Origin of the sequence: Sinorhizobium terangae (assembly GCF_009601505.1) — a bacterium.
GTDB lineage: Bacteria > Pseudomonadota > Alphaproteobacteria > Rhizobiales > Rhizobiaceae > Sinorhizobium > Sinorhizobium terangae.
In genome coordinates this window covers 74,758-95,010 of the sequence record NZ_WITC01000066.1, presented here as the reverse complement: position 1 = coordinate 95,010, position 20,253 = coordinate 74,758, and the positions used below count along the sequence as shown (strand labels likewise).

Here is a 20,253-nt window from a genome sequence, read left to right as displayed (position 1 = left end):
CCGTTCGACAAGATCTGCTACATCGGCTGCGGCGTCACCACCGGCATTGGCGCGGTGATCAACACCGCCAAGGTGGAAATGGGGTCGACGGCGATCGTCTTCGGTCTCGGCGGCATCGGTCTCAACGTCATCCAGGGGCTCAGGCTTGCCGGCGCCGACATGATCATCGGCGTCGATTTGAACAACGACAAGAAGCCCTGGGGCGAGAAGTTCGGCATGACCCACTTCGTCAATCCGAAGGAGGTCGGCGACGACATCGTGCCTTATCTCGTCAACATGACGAAACGCGGCGCCGATCAGATCGGCGGCGCCGACTACACCTTCGACTGCACCGGCAATGTGAAGGTGATGCGCCAGGCGCTCGAAGCCTCGCATCGCGGCTGGGGCAAGTCGGTGATCATCGGCGTCGCCGGCGCCGGCCAGGAGATTGCGACGAGGCCTTTCCAGCTGGTCACCGGCCGCACCTGGATGGGCACCGCCTTCGGCGGCGCGCGCGGGCGTACCGACGTGCCGAAGATCGTCGACTGGTACATGGAGGGCAAGATCGCCATCGATCCGATGATCACCCACACGCTGCCGCTCGACGACATCAACAAGGGCTTCGAACTGATGCATTCCGGCGAAAGCATTCGCTCGGTCGTCGTCTACTGAGCGTGAAACATGGAACTGGTAACGCAAAATCAATGCTTCGGCGGGACGCAGTCGGTCTACCGGCACCTGTCCGAGGTCTGCGGTGTCGAGATGACCTTCGGCCTCTATCTGCCGCCGCAGGCGCGGACGCGTCCGGTCCCGCTGCTGTGGTATCTCTCGGGGCTGACCTGTACCCATGAGAACGCCATGATAAAGGCGGGCTTGCAGCGCCACGCGGCGGAAGAGGGGCTGGCGCTGGTCTTCCCCGATACCTCGCCGCGCGGCGAAGGGGTGGCCGACGACGAGGCCTATGATCTCGGTCAGGGCGCAGGCTTCTACGTCAACGCGACGCAGAAGCCCTGGGCACGGCACTACCGGATGTATGATTACATCGTCACGGAATTGCCCGCCCTGCTGCAGGAGCAATTGCCGCTCAACGGCATCAACGGCGTTACCGGACACTCGATGGGCGGTCATGGCGCGCTGACGATCGCCTTTCGCAATCCTTCGCTGTTCCGCTCGGTTTCCGCCTTTGCACCGATTCTCAATCCGACCCGGTCCGACTGGGGCCGCAAGCAGTTCTCGGCCTATCTCGGCGACGACGAAGCCCATTGGGGCATGTACGACGCTTGCCTGCTTCTCAGCGAACTCGGCTGGCAGGGCGATATCCTGATCGATCAGGGCTCGGCAGACCAGTTCCTGGGACAGTTGCAGCCCGAGGCGATGGCCCGGCTCATGGCCGAGCGGCGCCAGGCCGGCGTCCTCAGGATGCAGGCGGGATATGACCATAGCTACTACTTCGTGGCGAGCTTCGGCGAAGACCACGTGCGCTGGCATGCAGAGCGGTTGAACGCCGCGTAAGGGAGAGGAAGGCATGGCTTTTAGACCTGGTACCGCACTGACCGCAGCAGCCGTATTTGGCGGAGTTCTCGCAGGCCCGGCTGCGCCGGCGCTTGCACTTGATCCGGCTGCCGGCGACCCGGCAGCGGGCAAGACAGTGTTCCGCAAGTGTCAGGCCTGCCATGCGATAGGTCCGGATGCCAAATCGAAGACCGGTCCGCTGCTCACCGGTGTGGTCGACCGCCCGGCCGGCAAAATCGAAGGGTTCTCCTATTCGCCAGCCATGACCAAGGCGGCGGAGGGCGGATTGACCTGGACGCCTGACAAGATCGCTGAGTTCGTGACCAATCCGAAAGCCTTTTTGCCCGGCACGAAGATGACCTTTGCGGGATTGCGCAAGGACCAGGAGCGCGCCGATCTGATCGCATATTTGGCAACGTTTCCCTAAGGCGCGTCGCATTCGTTTCGAGCCGTGCGATGCGCTTTAAGTCTTTGATTTCACGCACGTCCAGAAGCCGCGGCGCACTTTCAGGCGACACGCACTAAAGCGAAGGAGGAGCCGAATACCAGAAGCATGAGGAAGATGCCCCGGCCTCGTTGAAGCGGCGGGGGTAGTGTCGCAGGCCGATACCGGGAAGTGAGGAGACCCACGAGGTTTTCCCGGGGCGAGCGGGTTGAATGGCCCTGATCGGCAGCACTCAAGAGGAGGATGAAATGAAACGACTTCTTACATTGCTTGCCATCATGTCGATAGGCGGCAGCGCGCAGGTCGCTCTCGCCAACTCGGAATTGCAGAAGCTTATCGACGATCCCAATCAATGGGCTATCCAGACCGGCGACTACGCCAACCTGCGCTACTCGAAGCTTGACCAGATCAACAAGGACAATGTCGGGAAACTGCAGGTGGCATGGACTTTCTCGACCGGCGTGTTGCGCGGTCACGAAGGTGCGCCGCTCGTCATCGGCGACATCATGTATGTCCATACGCCGTTCCCGAACACGGTCTACGCGCTGGATCTCAAGAAAGACGGCCAGATCCTCTGGAAATATGAACCAAAGCAGGATCCGAACGTCATTCCCGTGATGTGTTGCGACACCGTCAATCGGGGCGTGGCCTATGCGGATAACAAGATCTTCCTGCATCAGGCCGACACAACGGTCGTGGCGCTCGACGCCAAGACCGGCAAGGTCATCTGGAGCGTCAAGAACGGCGATCCCTCCAAGGGCGAGACCAACACCGCCACCGTCATGCCGGTGAAGGACAAAGTGCTCGTCGGCATCTCCGGCGGCGAATTCGGCGTGCGCGGCTCCGTGACGGCCTATTCGATGGCGGATGGCAAGCTCCTGTGGCGCGGTTATTCGATGGGCCCGGACAGCGATACGCTGATGGATCCAGAAAAGACCACACACCTTGGCAAGCCGGTCGGCAAGGACTCGGGCACCGCCACCTGGGAAGGCGATCAGTGGAAGATCGGCGGTGGAACCACCTGGGGCTGGTATGCCTATGATCCCGAACTGAACCTCATGTATTACGGATCGGGCAACCCCTCGACCTGGAACCCGACCCAGCGGCCCGGCGACAACCGCTGGTCGATGACCATCTGGGCGCGCGATGTCGATACCGGCATGGCCAAATGGGTTTACCAGATGACGCCCCACGACGAATGGGACTATGACGGCGTCAATGAGATGATCCTGACCGACCAGCAGATCGACGGCAAGGATCGCAAGCTGTTGACCCACTTCGACCGCAACGGCTTCAGCTATACGATGGACCGTGTCACCGGCGAATTGCTGGTGGCGGAAAAGTTCGATCCCAAGGTCAACTGGGCGAGCGAAGTGGTCATGGATCCGAAGTCCGACCAGTACGGTCGGCCGCAGGTCGTGGCGCAGTTTTCGACCGAGCAGAATGGCGAGGACACCAACTCGACTGGTATCTGCCCGGCGGCGCTCGGAACCAAGGACCAGCAGCCCGCGGCCTATTCGCCGAAGACTGAACTGTTCTACGTGCCCACCAACCATGTCTGCATGGACTACGAACCGTTCCGGGTAAACTACACCGCCGGGCAGCCCTATGTCGGGGCGACGCTATCGATGTATCCGGCGGCTGACAGCCATGGCGGCATGGGCAATTTCATTGCCTGGGACAACAAGGAAGGCAAGATCAAGTGGTCCCTGCCGGAACCCTTCTCCGTCTGGTCGGGCGCTCTGGCGACAGCCGGTGACGTGGTCTTCTACGGAACGCTAGAGGGCTATCTGAAGGCGGTCGATGCCGCGACAGGCAAGGAGCTCTATCGCTTCAAGACGCCTTCCGGGGTGATCGGCAACGTGATGACCTACGCCCGTGACGGCAAGCAGTACGTCGCTGTGCTCTCGGGTGTCGGCGGCTGGGCCGGCATTGGTCTGGCAGCGGGCCTGACCAACCCGAATGAGGGTCTCGGAGCAGTCGGCGGCTATGCGGCCCTCAGCAACTACACCGCGCTCGGCGGCACGCTCACCGTGTTCAAGCTGCCGGATTGAAGGGGCAATCCTCGCCAGGGAATGGGCGCGGGCAGTGAAGCTCGCGTCCATTCGTCCCCGCCTAAAAGGACATAAGATGACCAGAACCAGACCCGCGATACCGTTGATCCTTTCCGCATTGACGCTTTTTGCCGGCCCCGCAGGCGCGGAAGACGCGTCGGCGCCAAAGGACAACATCACCGCCGTCCGCAGCGAGAACGGGCGGTACTATACCGCCGATGACGTTCCGACCTTCAATATCGCCAAGGATGGCACGGTTGACTGGATGACCTATTCGGGCTTCCGTCGCTATCATTCCGAATGCCACGTCTGTCATGGCCCGGAGGGCGAGGGCTCGAGCTACGCGCCGGCCCTGAAGAACTCCGCCATAAATCTGGACTACTACGCCTTCCTCGAAGTTGTCACGAACGGACGCAAGAAGGTGAACGTGGCCGAGCACTCGGTGATGCCCGCATTCGGCGAGAACGCCAATGTCATGTGTTATCTCGACGACATCTATACCTATTTGAAAGCGCGTGGCTCAGGTGCCTTGCCGCGGGGACGCCCGGCCAAGAAGGAAGCGAAATCGGATGAGATCCGGGATGCTGAAAAATCGTGCCTCGGCAGTAACTAGCGTCGGCGCAGCAGTCAGCGTTCTCGTCCTGGCCGTCGTCCGTATCGGTCCGGCAATGGCGCAGACGTCGGATCTGGTGTCGAAGACAGCTTTTCGTGTCTGCGCCGATCCGGCCAATCTGCCGATGTCGGATCGCTCGGGCGCAGGGTACGAGAACAAAATTGCCGAGCTCATGGCGTCCAAGCTTGGACTGCCATTGGACTACACGTGGTATCCAATGGCCACCGGCTTCATTCGCAAGACTTTGCAGGCCAATGCCTGCGATGTGGTCATCGGCTACGCCCAGGGCGATGAACTTGTATTGAACACCAACCACTACTACACCTCGGCCTATGTGCTGATCGTCCCCTCGAGCGGTCCACTGTCCGGCGTGACCAAGCTGTCCGATCCACTCCTCAGGGACAAGCGGATCGGCGTCATCGCTGGAACCCCGCCCGCGACGCATATGGCGCGGAACGGACTGTTGCCCAAAGCCAGGCCGTACCATCTGATGGTCGATCGACGCTACGAGGATCCGGCCGACGAAATGCTCGCCGACCTGAAGTCTGGCGCCATAGACGCGGCGATCCTCTGGGGGCCGATCGGCGCCCCCTTGGTCAAGGCGAGCCATCCGGACCTGAAGGTGACGCCGCTTTTGTCGGAGCCGGCGCTGCCGAAGCTCTTCTACCGCATCACCATGGGCGTCAGGCAAGGCGAGAAGGTCTGGGAGCGCAAGCTGAACTCCCTGATCCGCCGAAATCAGCCCGAGATCAACGCCATTCTCACCGAGGCGGGTGTGCCGCTCGTGAACGATATGGGCACAGGGCCGCTCAAGGCGTCACAATGACGCCTGCCGGCCTCACGTTTTGAAGCAGTGGTTTTTCAGGATGTAGTGAAGGCCGCGCAGCCAGCTGTCGTCGGTGTTCGAGCGAATGTCGACCGCGAGGCCGCGCAGCATCTCGCCCGAGCGCACGTCGCGTAGCACGAGGCTTATCGACAGAATGAGGTTGGATATTTTCCGCACTTCGCCAACCAGCACATAGTCGGCCCCGAGCTGGGCGGCCATGCGCACGTCGCAGCCGTTGCAGTTGGCGGGGTTCACCGTGTTGGCGAGATCGGTCGCCACGGGATCATTGGAGAGGATGACGAAACCTTCCGCTGCGAAACGGTCGCGCGCGGCACCCTCCAAGAGTTCGAGCCGCGCCGTTTCGTCGGCGCGCACACCGTTGTAGGCGCCCTCCGTCGACAGATCGATGAAGGTCACGCCGAGGAATGCCACCTGGGCACCCGACATCAGCGGCTTGTCCAACCCCGCCACGGCAAGTGTCGGCAACAAGGCCAGGATCAGCGCTGTCAGGATGCGTTGCATGGCTCAGCCTAGCACAGGCTTTTTGCGAAACTACGCTCCTTAAGTATCGGTTTTGCAACAAAAACTGCGCTGTTAATCTCCTCCCCAAAGGGAGTGTCAGACTGGGAGGTCGTTCCGGCAATGTCCAACCTACGGCTTGCGCTTGCCGCCTTTTGCGCGGCGATGCTTGTCGCGCTCCCCTTACGGGCAATGGAGGTGAAGGCTGCCGTGCTCAGGATCGACCGTGCGGTCGGCACGCCGATTTCGCGGCTCGACGCGCTACCTGCCGATCTGGGCTTTGCCGGCGCCATCGTAGGCAACGAGGACAATCGGACGACCGGCGCATTCACGGACACGGACTACACGCTGAAAACGCAGGCGGTTTCACGGGACAAGGCGGCGGCAGCGCTGGACGCGCTGAAGGCAGAAGGCTTCGGCCTGATCACGGTGATCGCCGATGGCGACGCCCTGAAGGCGCTGTCAGACCGGGCCGGGCCCGAAGTGCTGCTTTTGAACGCAGGCGCTCGCGACGAGACGCTGCGCGACGCCGACTGCCGGGCCAATGTACTGCATGTCTCGCCGAGCCGCGCCATGCTCAGCGATAGTGTCATCCAGTTCCTCATGTGGAAGAAATGGCCGCGTATCCTCTTGATCCACGGCTCGCATCCCGAAGACCAGCTTCTGGCCGAAAGCTACCGCAAATCGGCCGCCAAGTTCGGGGCGGAGATCGTCGAGGAGCGCGAGTTCGTCGACACCGGCGGCGCCCGGCGCACCGATACCGGCCACGTCATGGTGCAAAAACAGATTCCCGCATTTACCCAGGATGCCGAGGATTACGACGTGATCATCGCGGCCGACGAGGCCGGCGTCTTCGCACCCTACCTGCCTTATCACTCCTGGGATCCGCGGCCTGTGGCAGGATCCGCGGGCCTGCGCCCGGTGTCCTGGCATGCCGCCCATGAAGCCTGGGGCGCGACGCAGTTCCAACGCCGCTTCGAGAAACTGGCCGGCCGCGGCATGCGCGAGGAGGACTACCAGGCCTGGCTTGCCATGCGGGTGATCGGCGAAGCGGTGACGCAGTCCGGCAAGACCGATCCGGCGTCGGTCAGGGCCTATGCCCTTTCTGAGGATTTCGAACTGGCTGCGTTCAAGGGCCAGAAGCTGACCTTCCGTCCCTGGAACGGGCAAATGCGTCAGCCGATCCTTTTGACCGATGGGCGGGTGACGGTGTCCGTTTCGCCGCAGGATGGCTACCTGCACCAGCATTCGCCGCTCGACACGCTGGGCACGGATGCACCCGAAACCGCTTGCCACGCCTTTGGAGGATAGAATGCTGAGATCCGCAGTGTTGCTCTTGCCGGCCGTTCTGATGTTTGCCGGCCCTGCTGAGGCCAACAAGGTCTTCGTGACCAATGAACGCAGCAACAACGTGACAGTGCTCGACAGCCAAAGCTGGGAGGTGATCGCCACCTTTCCGGCCGGCAACAGGCCGCGCGGCATCACGATCAGCCCCGATGGCAAGGAGCTCTATGTCTGCGCTTCGGATGACGACACCGTCCGGGTCTTCGATCCCGAAACCTACAAGGAACTGCATACGCTGCCGTCAGGCGCCGATCCGGAGCTGTTCGTTCTCGATCCCTCAGGCAATCCGCTCTACGTGGCGAACGAGGACGACAATCTGGTAACGGTCGTGGACGTGAAGACGCGTCAGGTGGTGGCCGAGATACCGGTCGGCGTCGAACCGGAAGGCGTTGCGGTCAGCCCGGATGCGAAGACCATCATCAACACCTCCGAAACCACCAATATGGCGCATTTCATCAACGCCTCCACCTACGAGATCGAGCACAACGTGCGGGTGGACCAGCGCCCGCGCTACGCCGAATTCACGGCCGACGGCAAGAAGCTTTACGTCAGCTCTGAAATCGGCGGCACCGTTTCCGTGATCGACCTGGCGGCGCCCGAGCCGACGATCGCCAAGAAGATCGGCTTTGCCGTGCCGGGCATTCTGCCGGAATGGTTGCAGCCGGTGGGTGTCAAGGCGACCAAGGATGGCTCCCGCGTTTTCGTGGCGCTCGGCCCGGCCAACCGGGTTGCGGTGATCGACGCCGTGAAGGACGAAGTTCTCGACTACCTGCTTGTCGGGCAGCGCGTCTGGCAGATGGCATTCACCCCGGACGAGGAATTCCTGATCACCACGAATGGCAACTCAAACGATGTCAGCATCATCGATGTCAAAGAGGAAACGGTGATCCGCTCGGTTCAAGTCGGCGAGCAGCCCTGGGGCGTCGTGGTCGCTCCGAACTAAGAAGAAGCAATGCAGCCGGAAGGTGCAGACCTTCGTTCAGTGAGCCGGCCGGAAATGACAGTTTTGGGGGAGGAGGCGATGAACTCCTTCTGCTGCTCTAGATCGTATCGGACGAACTCCTGTATCGGCCCCTGGGCATAGTGCTGGTTTACGCGCTTTCATTCATCGGCGTGATGCGCGAGGCGCTGCTCTGCAGCCGTCAGAACGCCGCGTGCGGCGCTGGAGGACGGCATGATCAAGGTCGATGTCAGACGAAAGGCATTCGGCGGCGACGAGATCCTGCGCGACATCCATTTCGAGATGGACAAGGTGCTCGACAGTGCCCGTTTGCAGGCGGTCGACGCCGAAAACCGACACTTTCCGCTATATTGCCGCCGACGGCATTTGCCTTGATCCTGCTTTCTCGGGAAGGACCTGAAGACGTTCAAGAGAGAGGAGGAACAGATGCTCAAGCTACATCCGTCCATCGACAACGGCTTTCCGCCCGCCAGCCCGGACTTCCAGGGCGGCACGCTGAAATGCAAATGCACAACCAATCCGGTGACCGTCAGGATCGATGCACAGACGGCACACAACCATGCCTGCGGCTGCACCAAATGCTGGAAGCCAAATGGCGCGATCTTTGCGCAGATCGCGGTTGTCAGCCGCGACAAGGTGAACGTCACATCCGGTTCGGAAAAGCTGCAGATCATCGATCCAAGCGCAACGATCCAGCGCTACGCCTGCAAGGATTGCGGTACGCACATGTATGGCCGGATCGAGAATACCAAGCATCCCTTCTATGGCCTCGATTTCGTGCATACCGAGCTCAGCGACGAAACCGGTTGGTCGCCGCCGCAATTTGCAGCCTTCGTATCCTCCGTGATCGAAAGCGGCGTCAGCCCCGACAGGATGCCGGACATCCGTGCACGCCTGACCGAACTCGGCCTGCCCCCCTACGACTGCTTGTCTCCTGCGCTGATGGACGCAATCGCCACGCATATCGCAAAACAGTCCGGCGCATTGCCGGCCTGACAAGAGAGCCCAACGCCTCCTCCCTCGGACCCCGCCCGTTTGTCTCCTGTTAGGAGGCGCTCCCAACGGGTGGGGTTTGAGGCGTTTACGGCCAAGTCGGTTGGAGGCACCCCCTCTGCCCGGCAGGGCAGAGGGGGTGGCTAACCCGTCGGCGAAATGGAATTCAAGCCTGATAGGCCGATGCTTTCCATTTGATGGCACAGCCTATGGAGGGCTGTTGTTCCGACGGGCCTTTGCCGAACAGCGCGACCATGACCATGGCCTCGTAAAGGTCGCGCCTCAGATCGGCAGGGCCGATCTCCTTGCGCGAGGCGTCCAGTCGCCCGCGATATTGCAGTTTCATGTCCTTGTTGAAGCCGAAGAAGTCGGGCGTGCAGACGGCGCCATACGCTTTGGCGACGGATTGGTCCTCGTCGTAGAGATAGGGAAAGGGCAGGGCGTTTTGCGAAGCGAAGCGCTTCATGTTGTCGAACGAGTCTTCCGGATACGTGCCGGCGTCATTGGCGTTGATCGCCACGAAGCCGACACCGTGAGTCTTGAGGCCGACCGCGTCCCGAACGATCCGGGCAATGACCGCTTTCACATAGGGGCAGTGATTGCAGATGAAGGCAACGACCAGCCCCTTCGGGCCGGCCCGATCGAATATGGAGTGGGTGAGACCATCGGCGCCGGGAAGCCTGGCGTCGACCGCCGGCCAGCCGAAATCACAGACAGGAGGTGTCGCGGCCATGGCTCACGCCGCTTTCTGCATCGCGCCATCGGAGGCCGCACGGATGGCCGCGATGTTTCTCGCGTAGGCTTCCTCGCTGCCGCCCTTGAACACCGCGGAGCCGGCAACCAGCACGTCCGCACCGGCGGCGGCAACGAGCGGTGCCGTTTCCGGCGTCACGCCGCCGTCGATCTCGATGTGGATTGGACGGCTGCCAATCATGGACTTCACGCGCCGCACCTTCTCGACGGCCGATGGAATAAAGGCCTGGCCGCCGAAACCCGGATTGACCGTCATCAGGAGGACGAGGTCCAGTCGGTCCAGCACATATTCGATGGTGGTTTCCGGCGTCGAGGGATTGAGCGACACGCCGGCCTTGCAGCCGAGGTCGCGGATCGCCTGCAACGACCGGTCGAGGTGGGTAGTCACTTCGGCATGAACTGTGATGATGTCGCAGCCGGCCTCGGCGAAGGCACCGAGAAACGGGTCGGCTGGTGCGATCATCAAGTGACAGTCGAACACCTTGTCCGTTCGGCTCCGGATCGCCTTGATGACCGGTGGCCCGAAGGTGATGTTCGGCACGAAATGGCCGTCCATAACGTCAAGGTGGATCCAGTCGGCACCCGCCCGGCAAACGGTCTCGACCTCTTCGCCGAGTCGTGCGAAATCAGCCGACAGAACCGAAGGGGCTATGATGGTCTTCTCGCTCATGACGACGTCTCCGGATGATTGGGCTCTCCCATGCTGAACACGCGACTTGCGGAAATGTCCCGAGCCGTGATGGTTGAGAGTTGCTCGGCGTCGACCGGGCCGACGGTTTCCTCGAACAGGCGGTTTGCCTGCCGCAGTCGCGCCCGGTCGAGCGCGTTGCGGATCGAGCGCGCATTGGCGAAATGCGGCTGGCGCCGGCGGCGCGCGATGTAGTCGCCCATCACCGCTGTCGCCTCGGCGTCAAATCGATAGCCCTGACGGCTGAGCATGCTCTCTGCAATCGACAGGAGCTCGCCGTCGTCGTAGTCGGGAAAATCGATATGGTGGGCAATGCGCGAGCGGAAGCCCGGGTTGCTCTCGAAAAACCGGTCCATGCGGTCGGCGTAGCCGGCGAGAATGACGACAAGATCGTCGCGGTTGTTCTCCATGACCTGCAGCAGGATCTCGATCGCTTCCTGGCCGTAGTCGCGCTCGTTGTCCGGACGGTAGAGATAATAGGCCTCGTCGATGAACAGCACGCCGCCCATTGCCTTCTTCAGGATCTCCTTGGTCTTGGGCGCCGTGTGGCCGATATATTGTCCGACCAGGTCGTCGCGCGTCACCGACACGAGATGTCCCTTGCGGATATAGCCGAGCCTGTGCAGCAGATTGGCCATGCGCAAGGCGACCGTCGTCTTGCCGGTGCCGGGATTGCCGGTGAAGCTCATGTGCAGCGACGGCGGCTCGTGGGTGAGGCCCATCGCACGGCGGGCCCGTTCAACGAGCAGCAGGGCGGCCGTCTCGCGGATCCGCCGCTTCACGGGTTTCAGGCCAACGAGCTCTCGATCCAGCTCGTCGAGGATTTCGGCGACGCCGGAGGCCCTGTATTCCTCGGCGAGGTCGACCGATGTCGGCAGGCTTTCGGTGCTCGATTGGGCTTGCGGCATCGCCATCTTGTCTGCTCCTTTATCGCTGCGTTTCCCAGGCATAGCGCTGGCTGCGACCGCGGCTTTCCGTGCGGGTCATTCGCAGTTTTGGCTCGTTGTCGGGACGGTTGACGATGAAGGACATCGTCACAGTCTCGAGGCCGCGGCTGGAATCGAAGGCATTCAGGCGGATGTAATCCTGCGGATGGGCTTTGCGGCAATCCTCCAACTCCATCATGACGCCCTTGGCATCCTTGAGGTCGAACATCGGATTGCCCCACATTTCCCAGTAGGTGTTGCGGGGATGCGGATCGTCAGTATGCTCGACGCCGATCGCCCATCCCTTACCGAGACAGTACTCCACCTGTGCCGTTACCTGTTCGTCCGTCAGGTCCGGCAGGAACGAGAAGCATCCTTGAGTGATACGCATGTCGTCTCTCCTTATTCCTGTATCCGTCAGGCGACGCTTACGCTCGGTACGAAGTCCGAAGTATCCGTCGGGGTATAGTTGAAGCTGATGTTGCCCCAGGTCTCGAGGGCCGCTTCGAGCGGCTTGCACCACTTGGCCGCTGCCCTGAGGATCTCGGGACCTTCATGGGCGATGTCGCGGCCTTCGTTGCGGGCAAGCACCATGGCTTCCAGCGCGACCCGATTGGCTGTGGCGCCTGCCTGTATGCCCATGGGATGACCGATCGTGCCGCCGCCGAACTGCAGCACGACGTCATCACCGAAAAGATCGAGCAACTGGTGCATCTGGCCGGCGTGAATGCCGCCCGACGCCACCGGCATGACCTTCTTGATGTCGGCCCAGTCCTGCTCGAAGAAGAGACCTCGCGGGAGGTCGACCTCATTCTTCATTTCGCGGCAGACATTGTAGTAGCCCTGCACGGTCAAGGGATCTCCTTCGAGCTTCCCGACGGCAGTGCCTGCATGCAGGTGGTCGACGCCGGCGAGCCGAAGCCATTTGGCGATGACGCGGAAAGAAATGCCGTGGTTCTTCTGCCGCGTGTAGGTGCCGTGACCGGCCCGGTGCATGTGCAGGATCATGTCATTCTGCCGGCACCATTCCGAGATCGACTGGATTGCCGTCCAGCCGATGATGAGATCGACCATGACGATGACCGAGCCAAGTTCCTTGGCGAATTCGGCGCGGCGGTACATCTCCTCCATCGTGCCGGCGGTGATGTTGAGATAGTGCCCCTTGACCTCGCCGGTGACGGCAGAGGCGTGGTTGACCGCCTCCATGCAGTAAAGGTAGCGGTCGCGCCAGTGCATGAAGGGTTGTGAGTTGATGTTCTCGTCGTCCTTCATGAAGTCGAGACCGCCCTTCAGCCCCTCATAGACGACGCGGCCATAGTTCTTGCCCGAGAGTCCGAGCTTCGGCTTCGTGGTGGCGCCAAGCAGCGGCTTGCCGAACTTGTCGAGCCGTTCGCGCTCGACGACGATGCCGGTCGGCGGACCCTTGAAGGTCTTCACATAGGCGACGGGAAGGCGCATGTCCTCGAGCCGTGCTGCCTTCAGCGGCTTGAACGAGAAGACGTTGCCGATGATCGACGCGGTCAGGTTGGCGATCGATCCTTCCTCGAACAGGATCAGGTCGTACGCGACGTAGCAGAAGTACTGCCCCGGCGTTCCAGGTACCGGATCGACCCGATAGGCCTTGGCGCGGTATTGGTCGCAGGCGGTCAGACGATCGGTCCAGACGACCGTCCAGGTGGCTGTCGAGCTTTCGCCGGCAACCGCGGCCGCCGCCTCGATCGGATCGACGCCCTCCTGCGGCGTAATCCGGAAAAGCGCGATCAGATCGGTGTCCTTCGGCTCGTAGTCGCCGTTCCAGTAGCCCATCTGCGCATATTTGAGCACGCCGGCCCTGTAGCGTTCCTTGCCCTTGATCTCTGTCTTTGCATCGGCGTTCATGACAAAGTCCTTTCCTCTGGATGTGGTCAGGCGGCTTGCGACTGCGCCGTCTGGGGTTTGAGCGAGCCGCTCGCGTAGCGCCGGGCCATCTCCGCGATCGGCACGACCTTGATGCGGGATGCGTTGCCGGCGGTGCCGAAGGCCTCGAAACGGGCCTTGCAGACCGCCGACATGGCGTCCATGGCGGGCTTCAGGAACTTGCGCGGATCGAATTCGCTGCGGCTCGTGTCGGCGACGCGGCGAAAGGCAGCGGCCGCCGCCAGGCGCAAATCCGTGTCGATGTTGACCTTGCGCACGCCGAAACGGATGCCCCGCACGATCTCCTCGACCGGCACGCCGTAGGTCTCCCGCATTTCGCCGCCATGGGCGTTGAAGACATCCTGCCATTCCTGCGGCACCGAGGAGGACCCGTGCATGACGATGTGGGTGTCGGGTAGCCGGTCATGGATCCTCTCGATCACATCCATGGCGAGCACTTCGCCGGTCGGCTTGCGGCTGAACTTGTAGGCGCCGTGCGAGGTGCCGATGGCGACCGCCAGGGCATCGACCTCGGTCTCGGCGACGAAGCGGGCGGCCTCGTCCGGGTCGGTCAAGAGTTGCGAACGATCGAGCGCACCTTCGAAGCCGTGGCCGTCCTCGGCTTCGCCATGGCCGGTTTCGAGCGAGCCGAGGCAGCCGAGCTCACCCTCGACCGATGCGCCGACCATATGGGCGAGGCGGCTGACTTCCGCGGTGATCGCAACGTTGTAGGCATAGTCCGCGGGGGTCTTCGCATCCTCCTTCAACGAGCCATCCATCATCACGGAAGTGAAACCATGCTGGATCGCCGTGAGGCAGGTCGCGACATTGTTGCCATGGTCCTGGTGGATGCAGAGCGGGATGTCGGGATACATAGCTTCGAGTGCTTCCATCATCTTGGCGAGCATGATGTCGTTGGCATAGGAGCGGGCGCCGCGCGAAGCCTGGAGGATCACAGGTGCGTCGCAGGCGCGCGCCGCTTCCATGATCGCCAGGCCCTGTTCCATGTTGTTGATGTTGAAAGCCGGTACACCATAGGTGTGTTCGGCGGCATGATCGAGCAACTGGCGGAGCGTGATACGGGCCATGGTCAAACCTCCCTGGACGATGCGATGACGGCTTCGCCGGCCCGCATGGTGGTCCCGGTGCCGATGGGGCGCGCGTCCCGGAATTCCTTGCGAACGAGCCTCAACGCTTCGGCGATGATGTGGTCGGCGGTGATGCCGAAATGGCGGTAGAGGTCTCCGGCCGGTGCGGAGGCACCGAAGCCGACCATGCCGACGAAGGCACCGTCCGGCCCCATCCAGCGATCCCAGCCGAGGCGGCCGGCCGCTTCCACGGCAATGCGCGGGGCATCTCCGAGGACCTGCCGCTGATAGGATACATCCTGGACTTCGAATTTCTCCCAGCAGGGCATGGAGACCACCGCCGCTTCGATACTCTCCTCGGCCTGCAAGCGTTCCGCTGCAGCGACGGCGATCTCGACCTCGGACCCGGTGGCAAGCAGCGTAACGTCGCGGGCCCCACGCGCTTCCCTGAGGACATACGCCCCGCGCGCTGACAAATTCTCGTCGCCGTCGGTCTGGCGCAGCATCGGCAGAGCCTGCCGCGAGAGAGCGAGGACGCTTGGCGTCTTCTTCTCGCCAAGCGCGATCTCCCAGCATTCCGCCGTCTCGATGATGTCGGCGGGCCGGAAGACGTTGAGGTTGGGGGTGGCACGCAGCATCGCCAGATGCTCGACCGGCTGGTGGGTCGGTCCGTCCTCGCCAAGACCGATGGAGTCATGAGTAAGCACATAGATGACGGGGAGACCCATCAGTGCCGAGAGTCGGATCGCGCCGCGCGCATAGTCTGAAAACGCCAGGAACGTGCCGCCATAGGGGATGAAGCCGCCATGCAGCGCGATGCCGTTCATGGCGGCCGCCATGCCGTGCTCACGGATACCGTAATGCAGGTAGCGGCCCTTGAAATTGCCAGGCCCGATGGGCTGAGTCTGCGACGTCATCGTCAGGTTCGAGCCGGTCAGGTCGGCGGAGCCGCCGACCGTCAGGGCCGTCGCGCCATTGATGACCTCCAGCGTCATCTGCGAGGCCTGGCGTGTGGCGACCTTGGAGGCTCTCTTGCGGTGTGCCGCTCGGAATTTAGCCAGCAGAGGAGCAAGGTCGTCGCCTAGTTGCCGGCCGACGGTTTGTTCGTAGCGCCTTTTCGAGCGGGAAGCATCCAGCCGGGTTTCCCATGCCTCGCGCGCCATCCGGCCTCTGACCGCCACCCGCTGCCAGGCGGACTTGATCTCGGGCGGCACGAAGAAGGGTGGGTGTGGCCAGGCGAGCTTTTCGCGTGTCGCGGCGATTTCCTTGTCGCCGAGTGCTGCCCCATGGGTCTTGTGCGATCCTTCCATGCTGGCTGCGCCCTTGCCGATCCGGGTGCGGCAGGCAATCAGCGATGGCTTGCGGGTCCGGTGCGCTCGCTGGATCGCCTTCGCCACGGCCTCGGGGTCGTGGCCATCGACGCGTTGCGCGTCCCAGCCGGCGGCGCGGAAACGTGCAAGCTGATCCATCGAGGTGGAGAGGTCGGTCGAACCATCGATCGATATCCGGTTGTCGTCCCAGAGCACGATGAGCTTGCGCAGCTTCAGATGTCCGGCAAGGTCAATCGCCTCGTGGCCGATACCCTCCTGCAGGCAACCGTCGCCGGCGACCACATAGGTGAAGTGATTGCAGAGCGAACTCGAAAAGCGGGCGGCCATCATCTGTTCGGCAATCGCCATGCCGACGGCCGTGGCAATTCCCTGGCCGAGCGGGCCGGTGGTGGTCTCGATCCCAAGGGCATGGCCGTATTCGGGATGGCCGGCCGTTTTCGAGCCGAGCTGGCGGAATGCTGACAGCTCGGCCATCGGCATGTCGGCAAAGCCGATGAGGTGATGGATGGCATAGATGAGCATCGACCCATGACCGGCCGAAAGCACGAAACGATCGCGATCCGGCCAGTCGGGCAGGGAGGGGTCAATCTTGATGAAGCGGTTGAAGAGGACGGTCACCGCGTCGGCCATGCCCATCGGCATTCCGGGATGGCCGGAATTGGCCTTCTGCACGGCATCCATGGCGAGAAACCGGATGGCATCGGCCATGTTGCGCTCCGATGCGGCGGCTCGGGCTTCGATCTGCTGCGAAACATTCATGATGTCCTCCTCACGACATGCGGTGTTTGCGCTCGAGCAGTTTGTGGATGAGCGGCGTAAAGATCAGCTGCATGGCGAGATCGAGCTTGTCGCCCGGCACCACGATGGAATTGGCGCGCGACATGAAGCTGTTGTGGAGCATCGACAGCAGGTAGGGGAAATCGATGCTTTGCGGTTTGGCGAAGCGGATGACCAGGATGGATTCGGCGTGCGTCGGTATCCAGCGGGCGATGAAGGGGTTGGACGTATCGACGATCGGCACACGCTGGAAATTGATATCGGTGAGCGAAAACTGCGGGCAGATATAGTGCACGTAGTCGGGCATGCGCCGCAGGATCGTGTCGGTCACGGCCTCGGTGGAGTAGCCGCGCGTCGCCTTGTCGCGATGGATCTTCTGAATCCATTCGAGATTGATGACCGGAACGACGCCGATCTTCAGATCGCAATGCTGGGCGAGATTGACCGTCTCGGTGACGGCACAGCCATGCAATCCCTCGTAGAAAAGAAGATCGCTGTCGCCAAACTCTTCCCAGTTCGTGAATGTCCCGGGTTCCGCGCCATATTTCGCGGCCTCGGCGTCGTCATGCACGTAGTGACGCGTGCGTCCGATGCCGCGCCTGCCATATTCGGCAAAGACGCTCTCCAGGATTTCCAGTTCGTTCGCCTCGGCGGAGAAATGGGTGAAATCGACGCCTCGCGCTTTCTCCTCGGCTATCTTGCGGCGCATGGTTTCCCGGTCGTAGCGGTGGAAAGCATCCCCTTCGATGAAGGACGCCGAGACGTTCTCACGCTTGAAGATCTTTTCGAAGGTGTCCTTCACTGTGGTGGTGCCGGCGCCGGAGGAGCCGGTGATCGATATGATCGGGTATTTGGCTGACATACCGGTCTCCTTTAGGCGCGAAACAGACCGCGCTTGCCGAAAAGCGGCGCGCGTTCACCAATCATGTTCGGGTCGACGTGATAGCGGGCGACGCGCGCCACCTCGCGGCGCGAGCCGAAAGCCAGCGGCACGCGCTGGTGCAGGTTTTCCGGAACGAGATCGAGAATGCGGGTGATGGAGTTTGTGGCCGCGCCGCCGGCGTTCTCGATGATGAAAGCAATCGGGTTGGCTTCGTAGACTAGCCGCAGCCGACCCTGGTGGTATCCTTTTCGACCATCGGCGGGGTAAAGGAAAATCCCGCCGCGAACCAAGATCCGATAGGTGTCGGCGACCAGCGAGGCGATCCACCGCATGTTGAAGTCCCGCTCGCGCGGCCCCTCGGAGCCTGCCAGGCAATCGTCGACATAGAGCCGGATCGCCTCTTCCCAGTGTCGGTAGTTCGACATGTTGATGGCGAATTCGCTGGTGCGCTCCGGGATGCTGACCGACTTGTAGGCCTCTACGAAACATCCGAGCCGGTTGGAGAAGATGAAAATCTCCGTGCCCTTGCCGAGTGAGAGCACGAGGGCGGTTTGCGGACCATAGATAAAAAAGCCCGCCGCCAATTGCCGGTTTCCGGGTTGCAGAAAGGACTGGGAGGGGTCCACGTCCGGTCCCTTGGCGGCGGGAAGCACGGAGAAGATAGTGCCGATCGAGACGTTGTTTTCGATGTTCGACGAGCCGTCGAGCGGATCGATCGCAACAGCGAGGTGCGCCGCCGGATTGAGCAGGACAGGCTTTTCCAGCTCTTCCGAGGCGTAGTATGCGACCGGCGCCCCCTGCAGGCACGACAGGAAGAGCTCGTTGCACAGGACGTCCAGATTCTTCTGCAGGTCGCCGTCTGAATTGCTGAACCCGGGGGTGCCACTGAACGCGGTATCGAGCGCTCCCTGATTCATGATTTTACGGACGACGAGGGCGGCCGTTGCCAGCCTCTGGATCACTGCGGCCACGTCCGGCGCCGGACCGTCGCCATTGGCTGTACGCGATGCGAGATAAGCCTCGAGAGTTGCGCCTGACATGATGTCTCCTCCCACGATGTCTCCTCCCACGATGTCCGGGAAAGGATGGCGCAAAAGGGCGGTTTGTAAAATTTATTCGATTGACTACAGAAGTTAGATTTACTTACTCTCTTGCATGCGCAACGTAACCCTTCGCCAACTCCGGACTGTTGAGGCCATTTGCAGGCTGGGGAAAATCAATCTCGCAGCCGAGGCTTTGCGTGTGACCGGACCGGCGCTCACCTTGCAGATCCAGCAGCTCGAACGGGACGCCGGCGTGCCGCTGTTCGACAGAACGCGCAACGGCATGGTTCCGACGGCTTACGGTATTGCCTTCCTGGAGGCGGCGCGGGCAGTTGAAGACAGCCTCGTCGGGCTCGAGGATTCGATCAGTGCCATCAAGGGGCTCAGGACCGGGCGGTTGCGTCTCGGTGTCGTATCGACCGGAAAATATTTCGCACCGCAACTGATTGCCGCCTTCCGCGATCAGACTCCGGGCATCGAGATCAATCTCTTCATCGGCAATCGCGCCGAGATCATCACAAAATTGAGGGATCATGAAATCGATGTCGCCCTTATGGGGCGGCCACCGCGCGATGTCGAAGTGCGCGCTCAAGTGTTCGGCGACCATCCGCTGGTCTTCATCGCCAACGCCGGTCATGCGCTTGCAGGTGTCCTGGAAATTTCGCGGGAGCGGATTGCCCAGGAGCAGTTCCTGGTACGCGAGAAGGGTTCGGGAACGCGCATCTCGCTTGAGATCTTTCTGAGCGGCACGCCGCACAGACTGGAGGAACTCGGCACGGAGATCGCGTCGAACGAGACGATCAAGCAGGCCGTCATCGCTGGTCTTGGGATCGCCTTCATCTCGGCCCATACTATCGAGCAGGAGGTGAAGCTCGGCCGGTTGGTCATACTCGATGTGGTGGAGACGCCGATCCGCCGGCAATGGTTCAGCGTATCACGCTTGGACCGCGTCACCACCCCGGCGATGCAGGCTTTCGAGCGGTTCCTGCTGGCGCAGGGTGCGAGATACCTGCCGGTGGTCAGCAAGCCCTATCCGGCCAACGCGTTCGGCTAGGCCGGTAGCGCTCCGGCAGATCAGTCGACGGAACGCACAATGTTCGCCGTCGCGCGGCAGGAAAACGCGGTGTCGACCGCCACCTTGGTCTTAATTGTGAGGCCACTGAACGGTTGATACCATTCAACATAGAGGGCGGAGGACCCTCGCACGGATCACCCGTAACCGCCGCAGTCAGGTCCGACGTGGACCGATAGCGGTTGCAAAACCCGGCGACGGCGACGCCGGGCATGTCGGTGCGGCGACAGACCGCTCCGACTCTTCACCCAAGCGGCGCTCTGAGAGCAACGCTTGTTTCGTGTTCGGCCCGGTTGCGAGGCGCCGGTAATGCGGGGCGGCACACAGATCTGGACGAATGGAGGAGACATGTCCTGGCATAAACCGAAATTCATTGAAGTCAGCTGCGCGATGGAAATCACCCGCTACGCTCCCGCGGACGGGGATGAGCCGATCCTGTTCTAGGTCGCGATGATTCCGGTCGGGTCGACGCAAGATCACGACCGTGATCCATTCCAAAAAGTTGGAGCGGGATACCGGCGGAAAGCGCGACACGTTTTCTCATCCCGCT

The 20,253-nt window shown here is 61.9% G+C and carries 22 protein-coding genes; 12 read left to right on the top strand and 10 right to left on the bottom strand.

Features of this window, described 5'->3' with window-relative positions:
• From GHK62_RS18045 to GHK62_RS18020, 6 genes are all read left to right on the top strand, one after another.
• On the top strand, window positions 1-651 hold a 651-nt coding region (locus GHK62_RS18045), incomplete at its 5' end, for a zinc-binding dehydrogenase (protein WP_153440529.1).
• A gap of 9 nt (window positions 652-660) precedes the next feature.
• Complete coding sequence (gene fghA / locus GHK62_RS18040; protein WP_153440528.1) at window positions 661-1,491, top strand: S-formylglutathione hydrolase; 831 nt, start codon at window positions 661-663, stop codon at window positions 1,489-1,491.
• 13 nt (window positions 1,492-1,504) lie between these two features.
• A complete protein-coding gene (locus tag GHK62_RS18035; protein WP_153440527.1) occupies window positions 1,505-1,918 on the top strand; it encodes a c-type cytochrome in 414 nt (137 codons plus the stop codon).
• A 266-nt stretch (window positions 1,919-2,184) separates the two neighbouring features.
• Window positions 2,185-3,990, top strand: a complete 1,806-nt coding sequence (gene xoxF5 / locus GHK62_RS18030) for a lanthanide-dependent methanol dehydrogenase XoxF5 (RefSeq protein WP_153440526.1) — start codon at window positions 2,185-2,187, stop codon at window positions 3,988-3,990.
• A 76-nt stretch (window positions 3,991-4,066) separates the two neighbouring features.
• Window positions 4,067-4,603 (top strand): c-type cytochrome, methanol metabolism-related, encoded by a 537-nt coding sequence (locus tag GHK62_RS18025; protein WP_153440525.1) that lies wholly within the window; start codon window positions 4,067-4,069, stop codon window positions 4,601-4,603.
• On the top strand, window positions 4,560-5,429 hold the full coding sequence (locus GHK62_RS18020; protein WP_153440524.1) for a substrate-binding domain-containing protein: 870 nt from the start codon (window positions 4,560-4,562) through the stop codon (window positions 5,427-5,429). The genes GHK62_RS18025 and GHK62_RS18020 overlap by 44 nt, the downstream gene beginning before the upstream one ends.
• Window positions 5,430-5,441: 12 nt before the next feature.
• On the opposite strand, the gene GHK62_RS18015 is transcribed toward GHK62_RS18020, so the two are convergent.
• Entirely contained in the window at window positions 5,442-5,951 is a 510-nt protein-coding gene (locus GHK62_RS18015) for a DUF3280 domain-containing protein (protein WP_153440523.1), read from the bottom strand.
• A 120-nt stretch (window positions 5,952-6,071) separates the two neighbouring features.
• Here GHK62_RS18015 and GHK62_RS18010 point away from each other — a divergent pair, with 120 nt between their 5' ends.
• From GHK62_RS18010 to gfa, 4 genes are all read left to right on the top strand, one after another.
• Window positions 6,072-7,259, top strand: coding sequence for an ABC transporter substrate-binding protein (locus GHK62_RS18010; protein ID WP_153440522.1), 1,188 nt, complete (start codon window positions 6,072-6,074; stop codon window positions 7,257-7,259).
• A gap of 1 nt (window position 7,260) precedes the next feature.
• Complete coding sequence (locus GHK62_RS18005) at window positions 7,261-8,235, top strand: YVTN family beta-propeller repeat protein (RefSeq protein ID WP_153440521.1); 975 nt, start codon at window positions 7,261-7,263, stop codon at window positions 8,233-8,235.
• Between the two features lie 231 nt (window positions 8,236-8,466).
• Window positions 8,467-8,628 carry a hypothetical protein gene (locus tag GHK62_RS34345; RefSeq protein ID WP_234886949.1) on the top strand — a complete coding sequence of 54 codons (162 nt, stop codon included), beginning with the start codon at window positions 8,467-8,469 and terminating at the stop codon, window positions 8,626-8,628.
• A 51-nt stretch (window positions 8,629-8,679) separates the two neighbouring features.
• On the top strand, window positions 8,680-9,249 hold the full coding sequence (gene gfa / locus GHK62_RS17995; RefSeq protein ID WP_153440520.1) for an S-(hydroxymethyl)glutathione synthase: 570 nt from the start codon (window positions 8,680-8,682) through the stop codon (window positions 9,247-9,249).
• Between the two features lie 163 nt (window positions 9,250-9,412).
• Here the strand turns inward: gfa and GHK62_RS17990 are convergent, their stop codons facing one another.
• The 9 genes from GHK62_RS17990 to GHK62_RS17950 are packed head-to-tail and all read right to left on the bottom strand — an operon-like array spanning window position 9,413 to window position 18,628.
• Entirely contained in the window at window positions 9,413-9,979 is a 567-nt protein-coding gene (locus GHK62_RS17990; protein WP_153440519.1) for a thioredoxin family protein, read from the bottom strand.
• 3 nt (window positions 9,980-9,982) lie between these two features.
• Complete coding sequence (gene rpe / locus GHK62_RS17985; protein ID WP_153440518.1) at window positions 9,983-10,669, bottom strand: ribulose-phosphate 3-epimerase; 687 nt, start codon at window positions 10,667-10,669, stop codon at window positions 9,983-9,985.
• Window positions 10,666-11,601 carry a CbbX protein gene (gene cbbX / locus GHK62_RS17980; RefSeq protein ID WP_153440517.1) on the bottom strand — a complete coding sequence of 312 codons (936 nt, stop codon included), beginning with the start codon at window positions 11,599-11,601 and terminating at the stop codon, window positions 10,666-10,668. The genes rpe and cbbX overlap by 4 nt, the downstream gene beginning before the upstream one ends.
• Before the next feature lie 13 nt (window positions 11,602-11,614).
• Window positions 11,615-12,004 carry a ribulose bisphosphate carboxylase small subunit gene (locus GHK62_RS17975; RefSeq protein ID WP_153440516.1) on the bottom strand — a complete coding sequence of 130 codons (390 nt, stop codon included), beginning with the start codon at window positions 12,002-12,004 and terminating at the stop codon, window positions 11,615-11,617.
• A gap of 26 nt (window positions 12,005-12,030) precedes the next feature.
• Window positions 12,031-13,491 carry a form I ribulose bisphosphate carboxylase large subunit gene (locus GHK62_RS17970; RefSeq protein WP_153440515.1) on the bottom strand — a complete coding sequence of 487 codons (1,461 nt, stop codon included), beginning with the start codon at window positions 13,489-13,491 and terminating at the stop codon, window positions 12,031-12,033.
• 26 nt (window positions 13,492-13,517) lie between these two features.
• The gene (gene fba / locus GHK62_RS17965; protein ID WP_153440514.1) at window positions 13,518-14,597 is read right to left on the bottom strand and encodes a class II fructose-bisphosphate aldolase; all 1,080 of its coding nucleotides are present in this window, start codon (window positions 14,595-14,597) and stop codon (window positions 13,518-13,520) included.
• Between the two features lie 2 nt (window positions 14,598-14,599).
• A complete protein-coding gene (tkt, locus tag GHK62_RS17960) occupies window positions 14,600-16,687 on the bottom strand; it encodes a transketolase (protein ID WP_234886948.1) in 2,088 nt (695 codons plus the stop codon).
• A gap of 10 nt (window positions 16,688-16,697) precedes the next feature.
• On the bottom strand, window positions 16,698-17,567 hold the full coding sequence (locus GHK62_RS17955) for a phosphoribulokinase (protein ID WP_153440513.1): 870 nt from the start codon (window positions 17,565-17,567) through the stop codon (window positions 16,698-16,700).
• 11 nt (window positions 17,568-17,578) lie between these two features.
• Window positions 17,579-18,628 carry a class 1 fructose-bisphosphatase gene (locus tag GHK62_RS17950; RefSeq protein WP_153440512.1) on the bottom strand — a complete coding sequence of 350 codons (1,050 nt, stop codon included), beginning with the start codon at window positions 18,626-18,628 and terminating at the stop codon, window positions 17,579-17,581.
• Between the two features lie 115 nt (window positions 18,629-18,743).
• On the opposite strand from GHK62_RS17950, the gene GHK62_RS17945 reads away from it, so the two are divergent.
• Complete coding sequence (locus GHK62_RS17945) at window positions 18,744-19,685, top strand: LysR family transcriptional regulator (RefSeq protein WP_153440511.1); 942 nt, start codon at window positions 18,744-18,746, stop codon at window positions 19,683-19,685.
• Window positions 19,686-20,051: 366 nt separating this feature from the next.
• Window positions 20,052-20,147: a pyrroloquinoline quinone precursor peptide PqqA gene (gene pqqA / locus GHK62_RS17940; protein WP_026187092.1), complete on the top strand. Its 96-nt coding sequence runs from the start codon at window positions 20,052-20,054 to the stop codon at window positions 20,145-20,147.
• Window positions 20,148-20,253 lie beyond the last annotated feature (106 nt).